A 21,366-nucleotide genomic window follows, 5' to 3' on the forward strand; every position below is an offset into this window, starting at 1 on the left:
GAGCGGGGTGTAGGCGGTCTTGCTGTTCCCTTCACCGTATCACGGTGTTCTCGCCGTCAAGGGCTGCGCGTGCCAGCTCGCTTGCGGCCTGTGGCCGTCCTTGACCCCTGACTGCTTGCGCTGCGCCGTGCTGGCCACGGTTCCGGGCAATTCCGCCCGAGCAACCAGAGCACGATCATGTCGCAACTGTCCTTTTCCTCGTTCGATGACGCTTTGCTGGTGCGTGATGCCCAAGGGCGCTACCTGCCGGCGTCGGTGGATCAAATTCTCGAAGCGGCACGCCAGGCCATCGAGCTGAAGATGCAGCGTGGTGCTGAGTTCACTTCCCCGGCGCTGGTCAAAGAGTACCTGCGCAACAAGCTGGCAGGCTTTGAGCATGAAGTCTTTGCGGTGCTGTTTCTGGATACGCGCCATCGATTGATCGAGTACCGAGAGATGTTCCACGGCACCATCGACAGTGCCTCGGTGTATCCGCGCGAAGTGGTCAAGGAGGCGTTGCGGCCCAATGCGGCGGCGGTCATCCTCTCGCACAACCATCCGAGCGGGAACCCTGAGCCAAGCAGCGCCGACAAGGTGCTGACACCGCGGCTCAAGGAAGCACTAGCACTGGTGGAGGTGCGCGCGCTGGATCACGTCATTGTTGCGGGTGTGAATACCTTGTCGTTTGCGGAGCAAGGGCTGATTTGAAGCCCTGGGGGGCTTTGCACCCCCTTTTCCAGTCTATGTGCACTTTTTTTACTATTGGATGTTCTGCTTGCGCCAGTTATCAACGGCAATCAATAGACGCCGATCTTTGACTGGTTTCTGCCATTCATCCCAGAAGTTAATGGTTCCACTATTTGGCTTGTTCTTTGGTTCGTCGATTCTAATGCGACTTGGCAATAAGCTGGCATCACCGACGACCAAAGCCTCTCCAGTGTCGAGAGTGGGAAGAATATCGCTAAAGCCACCGAGGCTATCAGGGAGAAGACGTTTTATTACACCTTGATCCTCAGCATTGGTCAGCCTCATGGATACAAAGTTGCTGCACTGGCTAAGCAATGTTTTGTTTACCTCCGATGGGCGCTGGCTAATCACAACTAGGCTGACACCATACTTTCGACCCTCCTTCGCAATGCGCTCGAAGATGTCTAATGAAATATCATCGGCGGAATCTGCCATGTTGCGTTGAGGCATGTAGAGATGGGCCTCATCACAAAGGAGTGCAATCGGGTGTCGAAGCTCAGATGGAGTCCACTGTTGCACTGAAAATGTGACACGTGCAACCAGGGAAACGATCAAGGGCAGAACATCCGAGGGAACTTCTGAGAAATTGATAATCTTGATACCTGCTTTGCCGTTCTCCCCTGTACTGCCCAGTGCGGCGCTGGCAAATTTCTCAAGCCAGGTAAAGTCTAGAACATCCCTGCCACCATTAAACATAAATCCGAGGCGTCTGTCGGAGATTTTGTTCTCAAGCCTGGAAATCATACGCGCGAGCTTTCCGAAGAAATCGCCCTGCTTTTCAGTTCCAGCTTTGGCGCCGGCAACCATTTCGACGTTAATCGAATTCAGTCGCCCCATAAGAAAATCGAGATCGAATGGAACAGGACTATCAACAGTGAAATGCTTCAGCAGATCCTGCTGCCCATTATCTTCGAGATATTTTCTTTTCGCATAGTTGATCTCGCGAGCCATGATCATGGCTTGGTTTGGTGCATTCTGATCGCTACGATCCACAAACATGGAAACCAGCGCTTCATAGGATAGCAACCAGTAAGGAAGATAGAGAACACCATCAGAGATCGTGCGCTTGGCTTCGACATCTGCCGGCCCTGCGACCTTAAAGTGTTGAATTCCTGGCTCTGTCAATGGGGCGTATTCACCATGAAGGTCAAAGACAATGGCGTTCGCTGTAGAAAGACCAGACATCTGCTCAATAATTTTGGCGGTTGTCCATGATTTTCCAGAGCCTGTACTTCCTCCGATGAAAGCATGTCGCTGGAAGAATTTATTGCCATTCAGATAGGCTACCGCATGCTCATCCAGTGTGTATTTCCCAAGTGTTAGAGCATTCCCATCCGCTGAAACACTGGAGAGGGTGCGCATAAATCCAGTAAGATTTTCGCCTTCCAGTGAAAAACAATTTGCATCTATCTCAGGAACACTTTCGAGCGTCCGGCGAAAGACATTTTCCTTGGCACCGTCGCGATCTAGCATAGTTCCAATTAGTGCAATACGGCATAAATTTAATTCCGAGTTTTGCCCGATGATTCCATCATCAGAAAGATCCTCGGCGCCTCGCTTTCTGGTGACCTGCGTGATGAGGCCAATTAGATGCTGCCCAGGCCGACTGCTTTGAAGTACAGCGAGGTGGTTGACCTGTAGCCTTTTGAGGTGATCGACATTCTCCACATCCACGATAACATTCGTAGTGTCAACGGAGGCAACCTTCCCAAGTGCATCTTCATCCCTAAAGTTAAAAATCGGCATATTTCCTCTCTACATGATGAGTGACAAGTAGCCTTCAAGGCTCCAAATGTTCTTTTCCACCGTAAACGAAGACTTGTTCAGGGATGAGTAAACAATGGACTGCTCATTTGTCGCCCCCCGTTCGATTGCCAGGTAATTCTGTGCTTTACCACCCAGAATAAGTCGCCTGGCAGAATCAGAAAGCGAATATGTGATTAGGGTCACTGGTGCTCCCTGTCGATGACACTTGGCCATCATTTTTGGTTGAATATGTTCATCATTGAATCCGTATCCGATGCACAAATATGAGCCCGCCTCATTAATCGCGACGTCGGCATTATTGATGATGGATCGGAACGGCTCAAGGTGCGTTTTCTGGTACTTCTGAGTTCCGGGAGTTACGATTTGCGGACTATATCTTTCTGGGATTTCTTGAGCGCCTGAGATGGCGATGGTGTCTTCTAGCGGAGACTGAAACCAGTCGAGAGAACCATGCACCTTCCAAATGTTTACTCTGCGCGAGCAGGTTAATTCATTAGGCGTGGCGAGTTGACGGAAAAATCCGTGAGTGAAACCAGTGTAGTGATGAATTCTGCTTTGCTCGCATGCATACTCGGCCAAGCGATCATAATTCGTAGTGATGATGTTGATCTTTTTCAGGCTTGTTTTGAACATATGCTCAAGCAGGCGGCTCAATGGAAACATCGAGCTATTTTGCAAGCCACTCTTGAAGATGCTGCAGTCTTCATGATTTATAAGTGACCAGGTGGCGTTTATGATTCTGCACGTCAGCTCTTCAGATACTGCTACTTGGTGGAGAGCCGCCTCTAAATCCGTGCCATCTGTCAGCGTCTGACAGAAGATACCCCAGGACCCCATTTCAGCATCAGATAACCCTGAAACATCAGTCTTACTGATCAAATGCTGCGCAAGCCCCCACATGCCAGACATTCCATGTGCAGCCGAGGCTCCACTACCCAAAATAATGATAGGAGCCTTGCCGTAATAGTCCTGAGCTTGCTTTTCGTAGTTGACATCAGACAAGGCGCTACCCCTTCAATTTTTAGATTCCTGAGATGGAAAATTTCTTTGGTTTCAGAAACACACAAATAGATAATAAGCCAAGAAGAGTCTTGCGTCTCCGCTTCGCGGACCGCGCTGCTCCAAGTTCGCTATTCGCTCATCCCTGACGGGACTGGCATTCGCCAGCCTTCCACATCCCTGACGCCTACGGCCCGACTTCCAGCTTCGGGCCTGCGCGCTTTGCTTGCGTGCAGTTCAGCACACAGGGACGGCCGTTGCCATGTCCAGCCGTCTCTCCTGACTCCATCACCTTGCTCGCGACTGTAGCCCGTGGCCGCGTGCCATCAAGGCGCGCCAGGCCGTGTCCTCGGCTGCGCCTGCGGGCCGCACCTACCTGCCGCTTTTCTCCTTGACGGCCCACGTTCGTGGGCTCCTGACCGTCGCGGGCGATGAACTCAGGGAAGACGGTGGCAACAGGGCCAACCGGGTTCCTCGTGCCAACCGCACCGAACCGCCGAAAGGCTGGGCTCCGAATCTTGGAATCCGGTGTGCGGTTTGAACAGCAAACCCTTTTCGTCAGGAGAAAGATCATGCTTGCATCCCGTTTTGCTTCCCGTTCCCCGGTACTGCGCAGCGACTCCCCGCTGTCCGATGACCAGATTCACCGCGTGGCTCCGTCCATCTTTGCGGAAACGCCCCACGAAAGCCGTTCCCAGCGTTACGCCTATATCCCCACCGCCACGGTGCTGACCGAACTGCGCAAGGAAGGGTTTCAGCCCTTCATGGTGACGCAGACCCGCACCCGCCACGAAGACCGGCGCGACTACACCAAGCACATGATCCGGCTGCGTCATGCCAGCCAGATCAACGCCCGAGGTGAAGCCAACGAAATCATCCTGCTGAACTCGCACGACGGCACCAGCAGTTACCAGATGCTGGCCGGAATGTTCCGTTTCGTTTGCAGCAATGGGCTGGTGTGCGGCGATACCGTGGCCGATGTGCGCGTGCCGCATAAGGGCGATGTGGCCGGGCAAGTGATCGAAGGTGCCTATCAGGTGCTGCACGGTTTTGACCGTGCGCTGGAGTCCCGCGAATCCATGCAGGCCATCACGCTGGACGAAGGCGAGGCCGAAGTGTTCGCCCGCGCCGCGTTGTCGCTCAAGTACGACGACCCGGACAAGCCCGCACCCATCACCGAATCGCAAATCCTGATGCCGCGCCGGTTCGACGACCGCCGCCCGGACTTGTGGAGTGTGTTCAACCGCACCCAAGAGAACCTGACCAAAGGCGGTTTGCATGGGCGCAGCGCCAACGGACGCCGCCAGCAGACCCGCCCGGTGCAGGGCATTGATTCCGATATTCGCCTCAATCGCGCCTTGTGGCTGCTGGCCGATGGCCTGCGCCAGTTGAAAGCCTGATTTCCCTGTGCGGCAGGGGCAGGCAGCAGCCCTTGCCGCGTCATTCGCTGCTGCATTCCATCATCGCAAGGAGTTTTCACCATGAACGCCATCAACCACACCGAAGCCCAACCCATCCACGCCACGGCCAGCGCCGCGCCTGCCGTGCTGCTGGAAGCCGCCGACCCGAGCAAGAATCTGATTCTTGTGCCGCTGTCGCGGCTGGTATCGCGCCCCACGGGCCGCAACGTGCGCAAGACCCCGCGCATGTCGATTCCCGAACTCGCCGCCAGCATCCAGCGTGTCGGCCTGCTGCAAAACCTGATCGTCACCGCCACCGCTGACGGCGAGCGTTACGAGGTCGTGGCCGGAGGCCGTCGCCTTGCCGCCCTCAAGCTGCTGGCGAAAAAGCACCGCATCAGCAAGGAATGGGAGGTGCCATGCCTGCTGGTGGCCGATGGCACCGCCCGCACAGCCAGCCTGACCGAGAACGTGCAGCGTGAAGCCATGCACCCCGCCGACCAGTTCGAGGCATTTGCCGCGCTGGTGGCCGAAGGCCGCCCCATCGAGGACATTGCCGCAGATTTCAGCGTCACGCCGCTGGTGGTGCAGCGCCGCCTGAAACTTGCCAACGTGTCGCCGCGCCTGCTGGCCGACTACCGGGCCGAGGCCGTGAGCCTTGACCAGTTGATGGCCCTTGCCATCACCGACGACCACGCCGCGCAGGAAGCTGCGTTCTACGATGCGCCCACATGGCAGCGCAGTCCGCACAACCTGCGCGACCGCCTGACCGAGCGCGAGATTGATGCCCACCGGCATCCGCTGGTGCGCTTCGTTGGGCTGATTGCTTACGAGGCCGCAGGCGGTGGCACCCGCCGCGATCTGTTCGCGGAAGCCGATAGCGGCGTGTATCTGACCGATGCCACGTTGCTGGAACGGTTGGCGCAGGACAAGCTGGCCAGCCTTGCCGCCGAGGTGCAGGCCGAAGGCTGGGCATGGGTGGATGCCACGCCCGGCATGACCCATGCCGACCTGCACGCCTTCCAGTGTGCCCCGCAGGAACGCCGTAGCCCGAACAAGCGCGAAGCCCAACGCATCGAGAAGCTGCAAACCAAGATGCAGGCGCTGGCCGAGGCCGTGGATGCCACCCTAGACGCCGACGATGAAGAAAAGGCCGAAGCCTTGCAGGAGGAAGGCGAACACCTGGGTGAACAGTTGCAGGCGCTGGAAGATGGCTTGCAGGACTACGGTGAAGCCGTCAAAGCTGCCGCCGGTGCCATCGTCACCATCGACCGCAACGGCGAGGCCGTGATTCATCGTGGCCTGCTGCGCGAAGCCGAGGCCAAGGCACTGCGCACGCTTGAACGGCTGCGGCAAGGTTTCGGCAGCGAGGGGCAAGCCGGGAACGACGACACCGGCGAGGAAGCCGACGACGCCCCTAAGCCCGCCGCCATGTCCGACCGGCTGGCGCAACGCTTGAGTGCCCACCGTACCGCCGCGCTGCAAATCGAAGTGGCTCGGCATCCGCAGGTGGCTCTGGCCGCACTGGTGCATGGCATGGTGCAGACTGTCTTGCTAGGCAGCCACTACGGCCACGATCTGCCGCTGGGTGTGAAGCTGACCCAGCAAGATCGGCTGGAAGGCATGGCCCCTGACTGGCCGGAATCGCCCGCCGCTGTGGCATTGCGCGAACTGCAACAGGTAGCGGGTGAAGCCTTGCCGGAGGACAGCGCCGAACTGTTCGCCGCACTGCTGGCGAAGCCGCAGGATGAACTGGTGCGCCTGCTAACTGTGTGCGTGGCGTCCACGGTGGACGTGGTGACGCCCCGCGCTACGGCGCAGCAGCCCGGCGCGGAACTGGCACAGGCTGTCGGCTTGGACATGGCCGCATGGTGGAAGCCCACCGCTGACGGCTATTTCCAGCATGTGCCGAAGGCCGCGATTCTGGAAGCCGTGGAGCAGTATGCCCCGGCGCACGTCACCCGGCTGGCGAAGTTGAAGAAAGGCGACATTGCCAGCGAAGCCGAGCGGCTGGCCGATGGCACCGGCTGGATGCCCGCCTTCTTCGCCGCCGAAGCCACGCAGCAGACCGCGCAGGAAGTGGCGGCGGACGAGGAAGCCGAACAGCCGGAGGAAGTCGCCGCCGTGGCGGATGAGCAGCCGCAGGCCGAGGCACTGGCCGCGTGACCTTGCACCACAGATAGCGCCCCGGTTTCGGCCGGGGCGCTTCATGCCGAGGATCCCCCCATGAGCCACGACACCACGAACCGCCCCGCATGGCCGCGACCTACGCCCCCGGCACGGTACGCGCCCGCCGCTGGCATGGCGCTGGCGACGTGCGCGGCTACCGCCCGCCTCGCGGCTGGACAGCCCGCGCCGACCTGACCGACCTACACCCCATCACGGGCCGCGCCTTGCCGCGTGCCGTGTGGTGGATTATCGAAACCAAAGAATAGGGAGCAGCCCCGCGCCCAAGCCGTTTCGTCTTGGGCGCGGGGAATGCCAAAAATCCGGGCGCGGCGGTGGCCGCGCCCGGTTTCAAGGCTCAAAACCAAAATCGCCCCTTCGCCACTTTCGGTCAGGCGGCGAAGTGGGCGGAAGATCATCACTCAGCCGCCAGTGCAGCCAAGTGAGTACTAAAACCACCAGTATCGCTGGCGGCATTTACATGGTCGAAATAGTCATACCAGCCACTGGCCTTGATGCCCGCCAGCAGCGCGTCTCTGACTTGAGCGTCAGGCAAGCGCCAGATACCCAGGAATCGGTGCTCGCTGGCGTGGTCGATGCTCCTATCCGTTTCACTCAATGCCAGCACTTCGACACCAAGGCTGGACAGTCCGCCCATCGCGGTCTGAATGCCATCCAGAAACTGCTGGCGATTGCCGGTAGGTAGTTCACGCCATGCGGCATTGGGGGTATAGAGTTCGACGAGGTAATTTGACATGGCGGTGTTCTCCTTTACTTCAGGTTGCGCAAGGCCCGTTGGCAGATGCGGCACGTGGCGTCGTTGAGTTGGCCTTGCTGCCATTGCGCACACAGCCCACGCACCCAGTCGGGTTGATCTTTGGCGGCATCGTTGAGCCAGTTGGCTACCGAGTCCTGCACATAGACGGATGAGTCGGTACGCAGCGGCAAGAGGATGGGCAGTGCTCGTTCCGGCTGCTGCTTGAGCGCGCCGATGTGGGCGCACCACACGCCACGCGGACGCAAGGCCTCGCAGGCGAAGCGGCGCAAGCGTTCGGAGGGTTCCATTGTCCATGTCGCCAAATGCGCGATGGCGGCATTCAGTTCCTGAACCAAGTGCCGCCGCACGGCCATCCAGGCCCATTCGCGTACACCGAAATGGGCGTCATCGGCCAATGGCCGGATGGCAGTGAGTCGGTTCGGCAGATCCAGCTCCGGGTGCGCGCCAATCATGAAGCAGGCCCAGCCGCGCACGGTATCAGAGACATGTCCTTGGCATTGCACAATGCCATCGGTGCCCAGTTCTTCCAACAGCACGGCACCAATACCTGCCATGCGCTTGAGAATACCAAGCTGGCAGGCAGCATCCGTGCTCGCCAAGGCTTGCGGCGACAGATGAGGGAAAACCGTGCGCAGCAGTCGGGTCTGGTCGAGTGCCAGCCCTTCCGCCAACGTGGCGCTTGGCAGTTCCCCGCGTGATAGTGCCTCCAGCACATCGGCGGGAATGTCGGATGCGCGTATCGCGCCCTTGCGTGGTGCTGTCGTGCTCATTGGGGCTTTCCCGGCCCGGACGCGCCGAGATTCGTCGCCACCTTGTCAAGCAAGGTCGCCAGTTGCTGGTGCTCCGGGGCGGACAGGTTGCAGAACAGGCTGGCGATCCATCGGCCGTGCTGGTCGAAGACCTTCTTGGCCACCTGCTTGCCTTTGCGGGTCAGTCGGATGTGGAGGGCGCGACGGTCGCTGGCGTTGGCCTGGCGCTCGATAAGGGCTTCACGTTCCAGCCCGTCCAACAGCCCCGTGACGGTGGCGCGGGTGACTCCCGCCTGTTCGGCCAACGCATTCGGGGCCATCCCTTCGCTGGCAGCATTGAGTAGAAAGAGCAGAACGAATCGGCCTTCGGAGAGGCCGTGCGGGGCCAGCAGCGCGGCACAGTCGCGGTCGATCGCCGATGCCAGAGACAGCGCTTGAAAGCACAGCTTGATGCTTGCCACATCGGGGAGTTGCCTACGTTGTGCTTCTTGCAGTAGCGCTTGGTACTTCTGTTCCAGATTCATCATTGATGCCGCCATATAGTATGGCGGCTAATTATATGTGAGATGTTTGAAGCAGTCTATGCCGTGTCGGCGCAATGCGCCGCCGGGCTTTCGGGCTGCGCCCCGGCTTGCTGCCGCAGGTTGCACGAAAGCGTGCCGTCCTCGACGCTGGCGGTTCGTCGCCTGCACGTCACGAAGGACGGTTCACCGACACGCCACCCGGCCTTGCAATGGAGCTTCCACGCCACACCTCAAGCAAGAGGCCGCCTGCTACGTCAGGGGCGCGTTCACCTTGTCGCTGGGCGTTGTCCTTGCCCTGCCAGGGCACGAGCCGGTGAAGCCGTCACGCGGGGAGCCGAGTCGGCCATGCTCCTTTCGGAGCGGGTCGGCCCAAGGCGTCCTGTCTGTTTGTGAATCCTGGCGGTGGCCGGGCTTCTATGACTGCAACCTTACAGCGAAAAAAATTTCCCCTGCGCTGGGCGCATTCCTCGCGGGACAAATTCTTTTCGCTTCCAGGCGCTCCACTGCGTTGCGCCCGCAAGCGGTGCAGCCAGCCCGTCCCCCACCGATCGGATCACAACAGGACGCGATGGGCGCGAACCCTGTTCAACCGAAAGGAAATTCATCATGGCAAACATCGGCACCTTCACCGCAGAGAAAGACGGCTTCACCGGCACGCTTCGCACCCTGACGCTCAACGTCAAGGTCAAGCTGGTTCCCAACGACAAGGGTGACAACGAGAGCGCACCCAACTACCGCCTGCAAGCGGCTGGCCACGACATCGGCGCAGCGTGGAAAAAGACCAGCGAGGCCGGACGCTCTTATGTGTCCGTGACCCTTGACGATCCATCGTTCCCTGCAACGGTCTATGCCCGCCTGATCGAAGGCGAGGACGGCGCACACGACCTGATCTGGTCGCGCAGCAAGCCCAAAGCGGCGTAACCGCCGCAGCGCCCCGTCCATCGCGGCGGGGCGCTACGCCTCGGAAGCCGAAAGTCGGTTTTCCGCTTCGGCCATCAGTGCTGCTGTGCTGCACTCCAGCGCACCGGCGATCTTGAAGATGATCGCCAGGGTCGGGGCATGCTCGCCGCGCTCGATCTTGCCCATGTGCGAGCGCTCAATGCCGGCCAGGTTGGCCAGCGTTTCCTGGGCGATGCCACGCTCCGTGCGCAGCACACGCACGGCTGCGCCGAAGGCCTGGGCCAGCTCGGCGTCGAAGGTGGTGGAGCCGGCCGGTCGGCCGCGCTGGACGGTTCGCTTCTGCATAGACAGAAGCGTCGATTCGCAGCACAATTAAAACCACGTTATATTTAACTCATTCATCCGATCTCACCTGTTTTTGCGCCTTTACTGAAATCCGCATTGGCGGCTTTCTTCAAAAGCGGAGAGCCTGATCCGTGTCTTTCCTGACTTCCGTGCATGTGCCTTCATGCCTCTACATCTCTGCGGATACGTGGGATTGCGCATTGGTGCTTTCGTTGGAAGGCGTGAAAGCGCCTCTGCTGCTCCGCAAGTCCGTGGACGTACAGCCATGACCACGCTCATCACCACCGACGAGCGCATGTGCCTGCTGGCCAACGGCCACGCCCGCGCCGCCGGGCAGGACACCGACCCCCTGCCCGTGGTACGCCTGTTCACGCCAGATGCGCATGCCACCTGGCTACTGGCTTCGCTCGACCCAGCCGATGGCGATACTGCCCACGGCCTGATCGACTTGGGGATTGGCATGCCTGCACTGGGAACGGTGAAGCTGTCCGACCTGGCCGCCATCGTCGGGCCGCGCCAGCAGCCCGTGATGCGGGATCGCTACTTCCAGCCGCTGCGGCGGTTGTCGGAATACCTGCGACTGGCCGAAGACAGCGGCTCGATCACCGATTGAGGGCCACTGCGAAGCAGTGGCGCACTGTGTCTATTTCGGTCTGGTCTGTGACCCGTTAGGTCTGAATCGGCGGTGTTGCACCGAAGCGGTGCATGCCAGATCGAAACGGTCATGATGCCTGGCGCGGGCTGCGGCAAGCTGACCGACGCGGCATGCCAGTGGAGTGCGTTGCCGCCGTCGCACTCGGACGATTTCAGCAACGCATCGGAGTTCATCGGTCTTGACACTGCCAGTTTACGCTTCACCCATGACGTTTTGACGATGGCCTCGTAGCACGCCGTTTCGCCGTGGCGACGCATCCCCAGCACAGGGAGGTTGCCTCATGGCTGATCGCAGTGCCGAGCCGTGGTATGCCACGGCGGCCTATCTCTACGTTCTGCATCTGGATGGCCCGGCGCTGGCCTGGGAGTACCTGCGCCGTCATCCAGACTATCGGCACGACTGGCTGCGCCGTCGTCGCCAGCCGGATACTGCCGGGCATTGGGGGCTGCGCCTGCTGGAAGATCCCGCTCTGGATGCGCGGGACGCGCACCCGGCCTGGTTCCCCGATCACGATGCCGTAGTGCAGCTCTACCCGGACGCCGATCCGCCGCCCGATGCTCTGTGCTTTGAGTTCTGGAAGCTGCCGGGCCACAAACACCTGATCCATGACGGCAAGCGCCTGGTGCTGGTGGCGCGCTGGCCCGGCTGCTGCCTGCGCTTCGTGCTCGCGCCCGGCCTGGCCGACGGCATGGCTTACGCCTATGCCATCCGGGCCTGCGCCTCGCCTTGCGAACGCTATGCAGCCCTGGCGAGCGAATTGAACAAGATCGCCGTAGCAGCCGGTGCCGTACCTGCGGCGACCGTTCGGCCACGTCCGCCGCTGTCCGCATTGCTGGAACTGCACACGCTTCAGGCGCTGGACGCGACCCTGGCGGGTGCGTCCTTGCGCGAAGTCGCCGAAGGGCTGTTTGGTGCGGATGCCGTTGCCGCCGACTGGCACGCCGACAGCGCTCTGCGCGCCCGCGTGCGGCGGCTGGTGCGCCGGGGCGATGGGCTGATGCGTGGCGGCTATCGCCGTCTGGCACAGCTTCCGGCTGTCACTTCGCATGAGGGGGGACGTTTCGCATCCCCTGCAGAACGTCCCTGAGCAAGAGCCTCAAGTTTCTTGAGACTGCTCCATCCGGCTGCGCTGTGTGGCTGGGCTTGATGGAGGTACATCCCATGCGACCCGCTCCCTTGCGGCCTGCCGCCGCTCCCGTTGCCACACCCGCACAACCCCAGCGCTATCTCACCAACGATGAAGCCGCCGACTACCTGCGCCTGTCACCGCGCACGCTGGAGAAACAGCGCGTCATCGGTGGTGGCCCGAAGTTTCGCAAGTTCGGTCGCCGCGTCATGTACGCCGTGGCTGACCTCGATGCCTGGGCGGAAACGCGCAGCTTCGAGACCACTTCCGATCCTGAATATGCCGAGCACCACTCGGCTGACAGCCGTGCGCGCTGATCAGCGCATCGCCGGTGGCCATCGCCATGTCCCGCCCACCAGGGCACGCCTTGCAGCAGCGCGAACAGCTCGACCTGTTCCGCGCACTGCCGGGCGAGGACATGGCACCGCGCGATGCTCAGGACTTGATGGCGTATCCGTTCTTCTCGCTGGCGAAGTCGCGGCGCACCGCGCCGATCGACTTTCGCAGCGGCAACATCACCATCCGCGTGGAAGGCACGCAGGAGCATGGCATCGCCACCATCTGGGATGCGGACATCCTGATCTGGGCCGCCAGCCAGATCGTCGAAGCCAAGGACGCGGGCATCCAGCCGTCCCGGCGGATGCAGGCCACGCCCTACGAGATCCTGCGCTTCATCGGGCGCGGCAAGTCGCTGCGCGACTACCAGCGTCTCAAGGCCGCGCTAGATCGGCTGCAATCGACCACGGTAGCCACATCCATCCGCGAAACGACGGGAAGGCGCTTGCACCGCTTTTCGTGGATCAACGAATGGAAGGAACTGGCCAATGCCAACGGCACGCCGCTGGGCATCGAGCTGATCCTGCCGGACTGGTTCTATGCGGGCGTACTGGATGCCGCCCTGGTGCTGACCATCGACCCGACGTACTTCCGACTCACGGGCGGCATCGAGCGCTGGTTGTACCGCCTGGTGCGCAAGCATGGTGGCAGGCAGGAATACGGCTGGCAGTTCGACTTCCGGCATCTGCACCGCAAGTCCGGCAGCAGTACGCGGTTTTCGGATTTCGCCTACGACCTGCGGGCGCTGGTTGCCCGGCAATCGCTGCCGGGGTACGAGCTGGGCATCGTGCGGATTCCCGAGGAAGACATGGAATTGCTGACCTTCCGGCCCGTGCCGCAGACGGCACGGGGATAACAGCGGTACAAGCTGTGGATGGGGTCGTGCTATCAGGAGTAAGAGGTGTCGTGCTATCAGGAGTACGCCTATCGTGCTATCAGGAGTACGAAAACGCCGGAAAGCCAGTAACGGAGCGGGTTTGCGATCCCTCTAACATTACTAACTTAAATTATCTAACTATTGATAGAGAAGCAGCATCGCGGTGGACAACTACCGCAGGCCGAAAAACCAGCCAGCAAAAACTCCAAAAACCATCCCGTTCGGCACGGCAAAAGCAGTCCGGTCTTCCAAACTGGAGGGCCGCGCCATGATCGTTGCCTTACTCAACCAGAAAGGCGGTGTCGGCAAGACCACGCTCGCCACCCACATCGCGGGCGAGCTGGCGATGCGTGGTCAGCACGTCGTGCTGCTGGACGCCGACCCGCAGGGTTCCTCGCTGGACTGGACGCAGCGCAGAAGCCAGCAAGGCTTACCCCGGCTGTTCAGCGCCGTGGGCCTTGCACGCGAGACGCTGCACCAGGAAGCACCAGAGCTGGCCCGCCGCGCCGATCACGTCATCATCGACGGGCCGCCCAGGATTGCCGCCTTGGCGCGCTCCGCGCTGCTGGCGGCCGAACGGGTGCTGATCCCGGTGCAGCCCAGCCCCTACGACCTGTGGGCCAGTGCCGAGATGGTGGCGTTGATCCGCGAGGCGCAGGTGTTCCGGCCTGCGCTGCGCGCGGCCTTCGTCATCAACCGGCGCGTCAGTACCACGGTGATCGGGCGCGAAGCACGGCAAGCCTTGGCCGAACAGCCGTTGCCAGCGCTGCGCAGCGAGGTGCGTCAGCGCATCGTCTTTGCCGATAGCGTGACTGCGGGGCGATTGGTGCGGGAGACGGCTCCCGATAGCGCTGCAGCGCAGGAAATCACCGCGCTGGTCGATGAGCTGCTGCGGTGGCCGTCATGAGCGACAACAGCAACCCACCCAACGGCAAACGCCCGGCCAAGCGGGTCGGCATCGGCGCGCGTCCGCCCGCCAATCCGCACGCCGAGGCGTGGATTCGCCAAGGCGACGCCGATGCGCTCAACAAGTGCGACCTCTACACCGCACGCCTGACCCTCGACATCACGCCTGCCATGCGGGCACGTATAAAGGTCTCGGCCTTCACGCAAGGCGTGACCGTGGCCGACCTGCTGCGCGGTTTGCTGGAGCGCGAGTTTCCAGAACACCGCAGGGAGAACACGCCATGAACGCATCCGCTTCGCCTGCCGCTCACGCGGCAACGGCTGCACCGGCTACTGCGCCGCCGCCTTCGCTTTCGACGCTCGCCGGCCAGGCTGGCAGCGTGCCGCTGACTCGCGTATCGCTCGCCTACATCGAACCGCGCTTCAAACTCTACCTGCGCTTCGGCGAGCCGGCGCGCACGCTGCGGCTCGACCGCTGGCGGCGCTGCGCGGTGTTCCTACCGCGCGCAATGTTCTGCCGCGTGCGCTGGGAAGCAAACGACTACGGCACGATCCGCTGGCAACTCATGGTGATGCAAGCCGCCACGCCGCTGGACGACATGCAGCGCATCCCCGGCGTGCGACCGGGCGCACGCCTGCTGCTGCACGCCGAAGGCGAAAACGCGGTGCGTGCCGTGTTGGAACGCATCGACAACATCGAAGCGCAGGGTATCGCCGCCATCGACGTGTCGCCCGCGTACTGGCGCACGCTGGGCAACCGTCTGGAGGCCCGCCTGCCGCTGCCCGAATACACCGCCGAGCGGCACGCCGCCTGGCTGGCCGGGAGGGCGCTGCCATGACTGCTGATTCCAGCACCGCACGCGCACCCGAAGTCGCGCAGCTTCCTCGCTCGCGCCTACGCGCTCGCATCGTGCTGGCGGGCTTCGCCGCCGTCGGCCTCGCTGCGCTGGCCTGGGCGGCTTTCGTGTCGCCGCTGCCGCGTCTGACCTACAACCCGTCCGACAGCGTGGCGGTCGGCTGGTATCGCATCGACCCGTTCGACCCGCGCACCGCCTCGCTGCCACGTCCGTTGTCCGTGGACAGCATCGTGCTGGTGCCGCTGCCAGACAGGGCCGCCATGATGGCTGCGCAGCGCGGCTACCTGCCGACCCGCGTTCCGCTGCTCAAACGTGTGGGCGCGGTCGCGCCGCAACACGTTTGCATCGTCGCCGGGCAGGTACGCATCGACGGCGTGCCTGCGGCCGCCGCGCTGCCTACCGACCGGCTAGGCCGGCCGCTGCCATCCTTGCAGCTTTGCCGCCGCCTCGAACCGGGCGAGCTGTTCCTGTTGAGCGTGACCAATCCGGCGTCGTTCGACAGCCGCTATTTCGGCCCAGTCAGCGCATCCGGCATGATCGGCGTCGCGCATCCGGTCTGGCTGGAGGCACGCCCATGATGGCCGCCGATTCGCTGCACGTTGCCGTGCCTCTCATCGTGCCATCGGGCATGCCGTTCCGGCTGCCGCCGCCGTGTGGTCGCGCGTGCAGCGCGGGCGCATTCGCGCCGCGCTTCGCGCAACATCCGGCGCAGCCGTCCAGCGTGCAGGCGTCTTGCCTCGAACGCGCACGGCCTGCGGCCCCCATCGCGTCCATCTGCGCGTTCGCCGGCGGGCTGGCTGCAAGCAGCGCAGCGCCGCCGGGCCGCCGACGCCCAGAGCGACAGCGAAGGGCAAAGGCGGAAGGCAAGACAAAAGGACGCGGCACCGGGCCGCGTCGAAAGCCTGTCTGCACGTGGGGGTGGCGCGGCACGGAGCGGCTTCGCCGCCGTGCCGCTTGTGGCACGAGTCCCGCGCCAATGCAGGCATGTCCGCGTGCTTCGCACGACAGGGCACGCCAGAGCTTGCAGGGAGCGCGGCCATGACCGACCGCCGCGACGACGATTTCCGCGTGCGCCCCAGCGCCCCGAAGAACCGGGGCAAGGGCCAGGGGCAGAGCTTTGTTTCCATGGTGCTCAAGCAGGCGGGCAAGGCCAGCAGCGGCAAGTCCACGGTGCGCCGTCCGGCATCGGCGCGAGGCACCGGCCAGCGCCCCGGCTCGCGCCTCGGGCGCGGCCACACGGCGGCGTGCTTCGCCGGGGCGAAGCTAACCCCCATGTCGCGGCGCGTGACCATCAAGACCTTGCTGGTCAATCACCAGCGGGCCAGCCCGCAATCGCTCGCCAAACACCTGCGCTACGTCGAACGCGACGGCGCAGGCCGCGATGGCGAACCGGGCCGGGCCTACGGGCCGCAGGTGGACGAAGCCGACCTGGACGCTTTCAAGGAACGCTGCGCGGATGACCGGCACCATTTCCGCTTCATCGTCTCGCCCGAGGACGGGGCCGAGCTGGACGACCTGCGCACCTACACCCGGCATCTGGTGAACCGCATGGAAGCCGACCTGGGCACGCGGCTGGATTGGGTGGCGGTCGATCACTGGAACACCGACAACCCGCATACGCACCTCATCGTGCGCGGGCGCGACGACACCGGCAAAGATCTCATCATCGCGGGCGACTACATCGCCCACGGCTTTCGCCATCGGGCCGCCGAACTGGCGACGGAATGGCTGGGGCCACGCACCGAACTGGAGATCCAGCAGACCTTGCAGCGCGAGGTGGAGCAAGAGCGGTGGACGAGCCTCGACCGCACCCTGCAACGAGAGGCCGGCGAGGATTGTCGGGTGCAGATCGAACGCTTCAACGAACCCCGGCTGCAACGCCAGCGCCTGCTGCTGATCGGTCGCCTGCAACGCTTGCAGCGCCTGGGCCTGGCCGACGAGGTGCAGCCCGGCACCTGGGCCGTCCATGCCGATGCCGAGAAGACCATGAGCGCCCTGGGCGAGCGCGGCGACATCATCCGAACCATGCAGCGGGCCATGAGCGGCCAGCCGCGAGAGCTGTCGGTGTTCGAGCCGGGCGACGATGGCCGTACCGTCATCGGCCTCGTCGCCGCGAAGGGGCTGGCCGACGAGCTGCACGACCGGGGCTATCTGGTCATCGACGGCGTGGACGGCAAGGCCCACTATGTCGCGCTCAACGCCCGCGACGAACTGGCGAACTACCCCACGGGCGCGGTGGTGGAGGTGAAGGGGTCGGCCGACGTGCGCGCTGCCGACAAGAACATCGCCGCGCTGGCGAGCGATGGCCTGTACCGTGCCGACCATCACCGGTCCATCGAACAGGGCCGGGCCAAGCCCGGACGCGACCCGCAGGAGGTTGTCGCCGCCCACGTCCGGCGACTGGAAGCGTTGCGCCGGGCCGGCATCGTGGAGCGCGTGGCCGAAGGGCTATGGAAAGTGCCGGACGACCTGGCCGAGCGTGGCCGCCAGTACGACGCGCAGCGCCTGGGCGGCGTGGCGGTGGAACTGAAATCGCACCTGCCCATCGAGCGGCAGGCGCGGGTGATCGGCGCGACCTGGCTGGATCAGCAGTTGATTGGCGGCGGCAAGGGGCTGGGCGACCTGGGCTTTGGCGGCGATGCCAAGCAGGCCATGCAGCAGCGCGCCGACTTCCTGGCCGAACAAGGACTGGCCGAGCGACGCGGGCAGCGCGTCATCCTTGCCCGCAACCTGCTGGGCACGTTGCGCAGTCGGGAACTGGTACAGGCCGCCAAGGACATTGCGGCGGAAACTGGCCTGGAGCATCGCCCTGTCACAGACGGCCAGCGCGTCGTCGGCACCTACCGGCGCTCCATTATTCTCGCCAGCGGGCGCTACGCGATGCTCGATGATGGAATGGGGTTCAGCCTGGTGCCGTGGCGGCCGGTGATCGAACAGCGGCTGGGGCAGCAGCTCGCGGCGACGGTGCGCGGTAGCGGGATGTCGTGGGAGGTTGGGCGGCAGCGAGGCCCGTCCATCGGCTGACGATCGCGGCTCAAGATCGTCGAGGTCGTTGCTTCGTTGTGGTTTCGGGCGACCTCATCGTCTGCTTCAGGTGCTCGACGACAAATGCCGCACGCGATGGGAGCGGCCATTCGGCTCGATGGATCAGCCACAGCGTATCGACCACCGCTTCACCACCTTCGACCACTCGAATGGCATCAGGACGGGAAAACATCCGGCGTGCATGGTGCGGTATGACGGTGAAGCCCAAGCCCGTCTATCTGATAACAATGGAGGAAAAATATTTCCTACGAGTCAACCGTTGTTCCCTTTTTCGCTTCGTCGAGCAGCCATTGAGCAAACGCTTGTATTGGCTCTCTGCTCAATCCGATGGGCTCGGGGAGGATGAGGCAGAAGGTTTTGGAAATGGTTTTCCCCTCTGGCCACGGGGCCACCAGATTTCCTAGCGCAAGTTCGGTTTCAACGTAGAGGCGCGGTACTAGCGCAACACCGAGGCCGGCCAATGCGGCTTCTATCAACATTCCATGGAGGTCATAGCGTGCACCAATTGCAGGATTGGTCAGCGGGGTTCCCGTCTCCTGGGAGTACTGAAGCCAAGCTTCCGGGTTCTGTCGTCGGTGCAGGCGCGGTAATTCGTCCAGTGCGGTTTTTCGTTTGCGTCCTGTCAGAAGTTCAGGATGGCAAACCGGAACCAGCACTTCATGCAAAAGCTGGTGAGTCCGCATTCCCGTCCACGCTGGGTGCTCGAAATGGATGGCGGCATCAAATCCGCTCCCGGCCAGGACAAAGGGGTCCATGCGCTCGGCCAAATGCACAGTGATGTTCGGATGCTTTTGCTGGAATCGTGTCAAGCGAGGAATGAGCCATCGCATCGCGAACGTCGGGATAGTGGCAATGTCCAGGCTCGCGCCATCGCTCCGCTGCCCCATCAAGTACTGGCTGTCCCGATCCAGGCGGTCGAGCGATTCGCGAACCTGGGCCGCGTAGCGCTCCCCGTTGGGCAGGAGCCGGACACGATTGCCGATCCGCTCGAACAGCGAAACCCCGAGGAAGGCCTCCAGCCGGCCAATCTGGCGACTGATGGCTCCTTCAGTCAAAGACAGTTCCTCTGCCGCGCGCGCAAAGCTGCCGTGGCGCGCAGCCGCCTCAAATGCCGTCAGGGCCGTGCTGCTGGGAATCTTCCTTCGCATAAACGTTCTCGGTTTGGGTATGGCGATCCAGTCAAGCTTGATCTTTTGTCACTGAAGCATACTGATAAATCGTTTTATGCGCTGAGACCGGAGCCATAACATGATGCAACGTCAACAACGAGGGCCAGATGCACAAGAGGTCCGGTAGCGAGTGATCCATGATCTATACCGTCGAATGCAGCTTTGCCGACCCAGCCAGCGAAGCAGAGTGGAATGATTTCTACAGCCTGGAAAAGTTGCCCGCGCTTATTTCAGTAAGCGGGTTCCATACCTCGCAGCGATTCAAGGCGTTGAGCGCTGGTTGCCCCGTCTACCTTGCCATCCACTCGATCGACGGTCTGGCCGTGCTTGAGGGCGATGAGTACCGCCAGAAGGGTGGCGGCAATTTCGCTCGTTGGCAGCAGCACATCACCGATTGGCACCGCAATCTTTATGGCGGCCTGGAACGCGCGCCTGCCATCGGTGAAGGAGACCATCTGATCGTGAGCGCAGTCGGTCCCGAGCCGCTCATCGAGATGGGGCTCAAGCCTGATCTGATGCGGGCCGTCGCATTGGAGAAATTTCCTGAAAACAGGTGGCTGGCGAAGCTGAATAGCTCCATCAGTCTCAGTGTGGAAACCCTTCCGAAGGACGTGCACCTCTATGCCCCGATGACCGCGCAATTGACGAGTGGCAATGGCGCAGTGTCCCAGACGCTGGGGCAGAACCAACATGCCTAACCTGACGATCTTCATCCAGGCGGAAAAGATGCCGCCCGAAGCGAATCTGGCGGAACTCACCGAACGATGCACTCGGCTTTGCACGGACGTCCTCCAGGCTGCGCTGGACAACGTGCATGTCATCTATGTCGCTGCTCGCCAGGGGCGCGGGCATTCTGCTTACGCGGAAATCAAGTACCGCCTCGAACCGCTCAGAACGCCATTGGTCATGGACGCCTTCATGGCGCGACTGGATGAGGCCATAAAGCGTCATACGGGGCTAACGGCGCGCATCCGTTGCTTCGGCTATCCGGCCCCCGCCATCTATGCGCGGAACTGATTACGCGCAAGGAGCGCCGCAATGAACAAAATGAAATTTCCAGGCCAGCAGATCGGCGAGTTTTCGATCACGGCCATCAGTGACGGATACCTTTCCGCAAGTCTAGATCTTCTCTCCAATATCGATCCTATGGAGGCGTCCAAGTTGCAGCAGGACGCAGGCGTGAGCGACCCATCCTCGATTCACATCAACTGTTACCTGGTGCGTGGAAGGGGTCGCACGATCCTCATCGACGCGGGAGCTGGCGGGTTCAAGCAATGGGGTGGAAAGTTGATAGCGAATCTCGCACTTGCTGGTGTGCAGCCCTCTGACATTGACACCATTCTTCTGACCCATGCACATCCCGACCATGTTGGGGGGCTGCTTGACTCGTCAGGGGAAGCTGCCTTTCCCGATGCAGAGTTAGTCGTCCACCAGCGTGAGGTTTCTTTTTGGAAGGATGATGGCAACCTCAGCCGAGCGAGTGAGCGGGCTCGTGGCAACTTTATGTTTGCTCGGAAGGTGTTCGATCAGTATCGGGAGAAGATGCGCACGTTTACTGATAGCGAAGTTCTCCCTGGCATTAGTGCCATGTCCCTTCTAGGACATACCGCAGGGCATTCCGGTTATCGCATCGAATCCGATGATCGTAGTCTGCTGGTTTGGGGGGATATCGTTCATTTCCCCCAGATCCAAATTGCTCGTCCCGACGTATCCATTGCATTCGACCAAGATCCGATTCTCTCCGCCGAAACACGATCAAAACTATTGGATGTTGTCAGCTCGGACAAACTTCTGATCGCTGGGATGCACCTGGGCGAACTCGGGTTTGCGCAGGTCGAGCGGACAGGACATACCTACAGGATTTCTTACGAGTCCTGAGTGAGAAGCGCGCGCAGTCTGTCAGGCACACCCTCCCGCACAAGCAGCCTGATGATCTTGCCCCTGTATTCCCGACCCCACCCTATTCGCAATAAAGCGCCTGGTCAGCGCCTGCAGCCTGTTGCCGCCTGAACTCCCGAGGCGAACGCATTTTCAGCGAAGA

General features: G+C 61.9%; 24 protein-coding genes. 17 read left to right on the top strand and 7 right to left on the bottom strand.

Annotation, left to right across the window (positions count from 1 at the left end; all coding sequences use genetic code 11):
• Positions 1-177: 177 nt before the first annotated feature.
• Complete coding sequence (gene radC / locus ABE464_RS13655; RefSeq protein WP_346472402.1) at positions 178-687, top strand: DNA repair protein RadC; 510 nt, start codon at positions 178-180, stop codon at positions 685-687.
• Between the two features lie 51 nt (positions 688-738).
• Here radC and ABE464_RS13660 read toward each other — a convergent pair whose 3' ends face one another.
• Together ABE464_RS13660 and ABE464_RS13665 are read right to left on the bottom strand one after the other, a co-directional pair.
• On the bottom strand, positions 739-2,472 hold the full coding sequence (locus tag ABE464_RS13660; protein WP_346472403.1) for an ATP-binding protein: 1,734 nt from the start codon (positions 2,470-2,472) through the stop codon (positions 739-741).
• 9 nt (positions 2,473-2,481) lie between these two features.
• A complete protein-coding gene (locus ABE464_RS13665; RefSeq protein WP_346472404.1) occupies positions 2,482-3,495 on the bottom strand; it encodes an SIR2 family protein in 1,014 nt (337 codons plus the stop codon).
• Positions 3,496-4,061: 566 nt separating this feature from the next.
• Between ABE464_RS13665 and ABE464_RS13670 the strand changes: the two genes are divergently transcribed.
• From ABE464_RS13670 to ABE464_RS13680, 3 genes are all read left to right on the top strand, one after another.
• A complete protein-coding gene (locus ABE464_RS13670; RefSeq protein ID WP_346472428.1) occupies positions 4,062-4,892 on the top strand; it encodes a DUF932 domain-containing protein in 831 nt (276 codons plus the stop codon).
• Between the two features lie 81 nt (positions 4,893-4,973).
• Positions 4,974-7,058 carry a ParB/RepB/Spo0J family partition protein gene (locus ABE464_RS13675; RefSeq protein WP_346472405.1) on the top strand — a complete coding sequence of 695 codons (2,085 nt, stop codon included), beginning with the start codon at positions 4,974-4,976 and terminating at the stop codon, positions 7,056-7,058.
• A gap of 89 nt (positions 7,059-7,147) precedes the next feature.
• Positions 7,148-7,327, top strand: coding sequence for a hypothetical protein (locus tag ABE464_RS13680; protein WP_346472406.1), 180 nt, complete (start codon positions 7,148-7,150; stop codon positions 7,325-7,327).
• 149 nt (positions 7,328-7,476) lie between these two features.
• On the opposite strand, the gene ABE464_RS13685 is transcribed toward ABE464_RS13680, so the two are convergent.
• From ABE464_RS13685 to ABE464_RS13695, 3 genes are read right to left on the bottom strand one after another with little or no spacing between them, the layout of a single operon-like run.
• Positions 7,477-7,815: a DUF6616 family protein gene (locus ABE464_RS13685; RefSeq protein ID WP_346472407.1), complete on the bottom strand. Its 339-nt coding sequence runs from the start codon at positions 7,813-7,815 to the stop codon at positions 7,477-7,479.
• A 14-nt stretch (positions 7,816-7,829) separates the two neighbouring features.
• Positions 7,830-8,606 carry a DNA alkylation repair protein gene (locus ABE464_RS13690; protein WP_346472408.1) on the bottom strand — a complete coding sequence of 259 codons (777 nt, stop codon included), beginning with the start codon at positions 8,604-8,606 and terminating at the stop codon, positions 7,830-7,832.
• On the bottom strand, positions 8,603-9,109 hold the full coding sequence (locus ABE464_RS13695; protein ID WP_346472409.1) for a MarR family transcriptional regulator: 507 nt from the start codon (positions 9,107-9,109) through the stop codon (positions 8,603-8,605). Before ABE464_RS13695 ends, ABE464_RS13690 begins: the two co-directional genes overlap by 4 nt.
• 606 nt (positions 9,110-9,715) lie before the next feature.
• Here ABE464_RS13695 and ABE464_RS13700 point away from each other — a divergent pair.
• Positions 9,716-10,030 (top strand): DUF736 domain-containing protein, encoded by a 315-nt coding sequence (locus ABE464_RS13700; RefSeq protein WP_346472410.1) that lies wholly within the window; start codon positions 9,716-9,718, stop codon positions 10,028-10,030.
• Positions 10,031-10,063: 33 nt separating this feature from the next.
• Here ABE464_RS13700 and ABE464_RS13705 read toward each other — a convergent pair whose 3' ends face one another.
• Positions 10,064-10,354, bottom strand: a complete 291-nt coding sequence (locus tag ABE464_RS13705; RefSeq protein ID WP_346472411.1) for a helix-turn-helix transcriptional regulator — start codon at positions 10,352-10,354, stop codon at positions 10,064-10,066.
• A 265-nt stretch (positions 10,355-10,619) separates the two neighbouring features.
• On the opposite strand from ABE464_RS13705, the gene ABE464_RS13710 reads away from it, so the two are divergent.
• The 9 genes from ABE464_RS13710 to ABE464_RS13750 all read left to right on the top strand — a co-directional run bounded on the left by ABE464_RS13710 (position 10,620) and on the right by ABE464_RS13750 (position 18,135).
• Positions 10,620-10,967 (top strand): DUF2958 domain-containing protein, encoded by a 348-nt coding sequence (locus tag ABE464_RS13710; RefSeq protein WP_346472412.1) that lies wholly within the window; start codon positions 10,620-10,622, stop codon positions 10,965-10,967.
• Between the two features lie 322 nt (positions 10,968-11,289).
• On the top strand, positions 11,290-12,096 hold the full coding sequence (locus ABE464_RS13715) for a DUF2285 domain-containing protein (RefSeq protein WP_346472413.1): 807 nt from the start codon (positions 11,290-11,292) through the stop codon (positions 12,094-12,096).
• A 74-nt stretch (positions 12,097-12,170) separates the two neighbouring features.
• Positions 12,171-12,452: a helix-turn-helix domain-containing protein gene (locus ABE464_RS13720; RefSeq protein ID WP_014995090.1), complete on the top strand. Its 282-nt coding sequence runs from the start codon at positions 12,171-12,173 to the stop codon at positions 12,450-12,452.
• Between the two features lie 26 nt (positions 12,453-12,478).
• Complete coding sequence (locus ABE464_RS13725; protein ID WP_346472414.1) at positions 12,479-13,327, top strand: replication initiator protein A; 849 nt, start codon at positions 12,479-12,481, stop codon at positions 13,325-13,327.
• Between the two features lie 289 nt (positions 13,328-13,616).
• Positions 13,617-14,255 carry a ParA family partition ATPase gene (gene parA, locus ABE464_RS13730; RefSeq protein ID WP_198833954.1) on the top strand — a complete coding sequence of 213 codons (639 nt, stop codon included), beginning with the start codon at positions 13,617-13,619 and terminating at the stop codon, positions 14,253-14,255.
• Complete coding sequence (locus ABE464_RS13735) at positions 14,252-14,539, top strand: chromosome partitioning protein ParB (protein WP_198833932.1); 288 nt, start codon at positions 14,252-14,254, stop codon at positions 14,537-14,539. Before parA ends, ABE464_RS13735 begins: the two co-directional genes overlap by 4 nt.
• Positions 14,536-15,093: a DUF2840 domain-containing protein gene (locus tag ABE464_RS13740; protein ID WP_346472415.1), complete on the top strand. Its 558-nt coding sequence runs from the start codon at positions 14,536-14,538 to the stop codon at positions 15,091-15,093. Before ABE464_RS13735 ends, ABE464_RS13740 begins: the two co-directional genes overlap by 4 nt.
• Positions 15,090-15,689, top strand: coding sequence for a S26 family signal peptidase (locus ABE464_RS13745; protein ID WP_346472416.1), 600 nt, complete (start codon positions 15,090-15,092; stop codon positions 15,687-15,689). The genes ABE464_RS13740 and ABE464_RS13745 overlap by 4 nt, the downstream gene beginning before the upstream one ends.
• A gap of 460 nt (positions 15,690-16,149) precedes the next feature.
• Positions 16,150-18,135 (top strand): relaxase/mobilization nuclease and DUF3363 domain-containing protein, encoded by a 1,986-nt coding sequence (locus tag ABE464_RS13750; RefSeq protein ID WP_346472417.1) that lies wholly within the window; start codon positions 16,150-16,152, stop codon positions 18,133-18,135.
• A gap of 266 nt (positions 18,136-18,401) precedes the next feature.
• Here the strand turns inward: ABE464_RS13750 and ABE464_RS13755 are convergent, their stop codons facing one another.
• Positions 18,402-19,304: a LysR substrate-binding domain-containing protein gene (locus tag ABE464_RS13755; RefSeq protein ID WP_346472418.1), complete on the bottom strand. Its 903-nt coding sequence runs from the start codon at positions 19,302-19,304 to the stop codon at positions 18,402-18,404.
• Positions 19,305-19,462: 158 nt separating this feature from the next.
• Between ABE464_RS13755 and ABE464_RS13760 the strand changes: the two genes are divergently transcribed.
• The 3 genes from ABE464_RS13760 to ABE464_RS13770 are packed head-to-tail and all read left to right on the top strand — an operon-like array spanning position 19,463 to position 21,203.
• Entirely contained in the window at positions 19,463-20,023 is a 561-nt protein-coding gene (locus ABE464_RS13760) for a hypothetical protein (protein WP_346472419.1), read from the top strand.
• Entirely contained in the window at positions 20,016-20,342 is a 327-nt protein-coding gene (locus ABE464_RS13765) for a hypothetical protein (RefSeq protein WP_346472420.1), read from the top strand. Before ABE464_RS13760 ends, ABE464_RS13765 begins: the two co-directional genes overlap by 8 nt.
• A gap of 21 nt (positions 20,343-20,363) precedes the next feature.
• Positions 20,364-21,203, top strand: a complete 840-nt coding sequence (locus tag ABE464_RS13770) for an MBL fold metallo-hydrolase (RefSeq protein WP_346472421.1) — start codon at positions 20,364-20,366, stop codon at positions 21,201-21,203.
• Positions 21,204-21,366: the final 163 nt, after the last annotated feature.

The sequence above is a fragment of the Stenotrophomonas sp. TWI587 genome, assembly GCF_039674145.1.
Classification (GTDB): Bacteria; Pseudomonadota; Gammaproteobacteria; order Xanthomonadales; family Xanthomonadaceae; genus Stenotrophomonas; species Stenotrophomonas maltophilia_AY.

Coding starts and splice junctions, on each gene's coding strand:
- ABE464_RS13735 (WP_198833932.1), top strand. CDS start 14,252: ATGAGCGACAACAGCAACCCACCCAACGGCAAACGCCCGGCCAAGCGG.
- ABE464_RS13740 (WP_346472415.1), top strand. CDS start 14,536: ATGAACGCATCCGCTTCGCCTGCCGCTCACGCGGCAACGGCTGCACCG.
- ABE464_RS13695 (WP_346472409.1), bottom strand. CDS start 9,109: ATGAATCTGGAACAGAAGTACCAAGCGCTACTGCAAGAAGCACAACGT.
- ABE464_RS13680 (WP_346472406.1), top strand. CDS start 7,148: ATGGCCGCGACCTACGCCCCCGGCACGGTACGCGCCCGCCGCTGGCAT.
- ABE464_RS13715 (WP_346472413.1), top strand. CDS start 11,290: ATGGCTGATCGCAGTGCCGAGCCGTGGTATGCCACGGCGGCCTATCTC.
- ABE464_RS13710 (WP_346472412.1), top strand. CDS start 10,620: ATGACCACGCTCATCACCACCGACGAGCGCATGTGCCTGCTGGCCAAC.
- ABE464_RS13755 (WP_346472418.1), bottom strand. CDS start 19,304: ATGCGAAGGAAGATTCCCAGCAGCACGGCCCTGACGGCATTTGAGGCG.
- parA (WP_198833954.1), top strand. CDS start 13,617: ATGATCGTTGCCTTACTCAACCAGAAAGGCGGTGTCGGCAAGACCACG.
- radC (WP_346472402.1), top strand. CDS start 178: ATGTCGCAACTGTCCTTTTCCTCGTTCGATGACGCTTTGCTGGTGCGT.
- ABE464_RS13690 (WP_346472408.1), bottom strand. CDS start 8,606: ATGAGCACGACAGCACCACGCAAGGGCGCGATACGCGCATCCGACATT.
- ABE464_RS13745 (WP_346472416.1), top strand. CDS start 15,090: ATGACTGCTGATTCCAGCACCGCACGCGCACCCGAAGTCGCGCAGCTT.
- ABE464_RS13725 (WP_346472414.1), top strand. CDS start 12,479: ATGTCCCGCCCACCAGGGCACGCCTTGCAGCAGCGCGAACAGCTCGAC.
- ABE464_RS13685 (WP_346472407.1), bottom strand. CDS start 7,815: ATGTCAAATTACCTCGTCGAACTCTATACCCCCAATGCCGCATGGCGT.
- ABE464_RS13660 (WP_346472403.1), bottom strand. CDS start 2,472: ATGCCGATTTTTAACTTTAGGGATGAAGATGCACTTGGGAAGGTTGCC.
- ABE464_RS13700 (WP_346472410.1), top strand. CDS start 9,716: ATGGCAAACATCGGCACCTTCACCGCAGAGAAAGACGGCTTCACCGGC.
- ABE464_RS13770 (WP_346472421.1), top strand. CDS start 20,364: ATGAACAAAATGAAATTTCCAGGCCAGCAGATCGGCGAGTTTTCGATC.
- ABE464_RS13705 (WP_346472411.1), bottom strand. CDS start 10,354: ATGCAGAAGCGAACCGTCCAGCGCGGCCGACCGGCCGGCTCCACCACC.
- ABE464_RS13750 (WP_346472417.1), top strand. CDS start 16,150: ATGACCGACCGCCGCGACGACGATTTCCGCGTGCGCCCCAGCGCCCCG.
- ABE464_RS13760 (WP_346472419.1), top strand. CDS start 19,463: ATGATCTATACCGTCGAATGCAGCTTTGCCGACCCAGCCAGCGAAGCA.
- ABE464_RS13675 (WP_346472405.1), top strand. CDS start 4,974: ATGAACGCCATCAACCACACCGAAGCCCAACCCATCCACGCCACGGCC.
- ABE464_RS13720 (WP_014995090.1), top strand. CDS start 12,171: ATGCGACCCGCTCCCTTGCGGCCTGCCGCCGCTCCCGTTGCCACACCC.
- ABE464_RS13765 (WP_346472420.1), top strand. CDS start 20,016: ATGCCTAACCTGACGATCTTCATCCAGGCGGAAAAGATGCCGCCCGAA.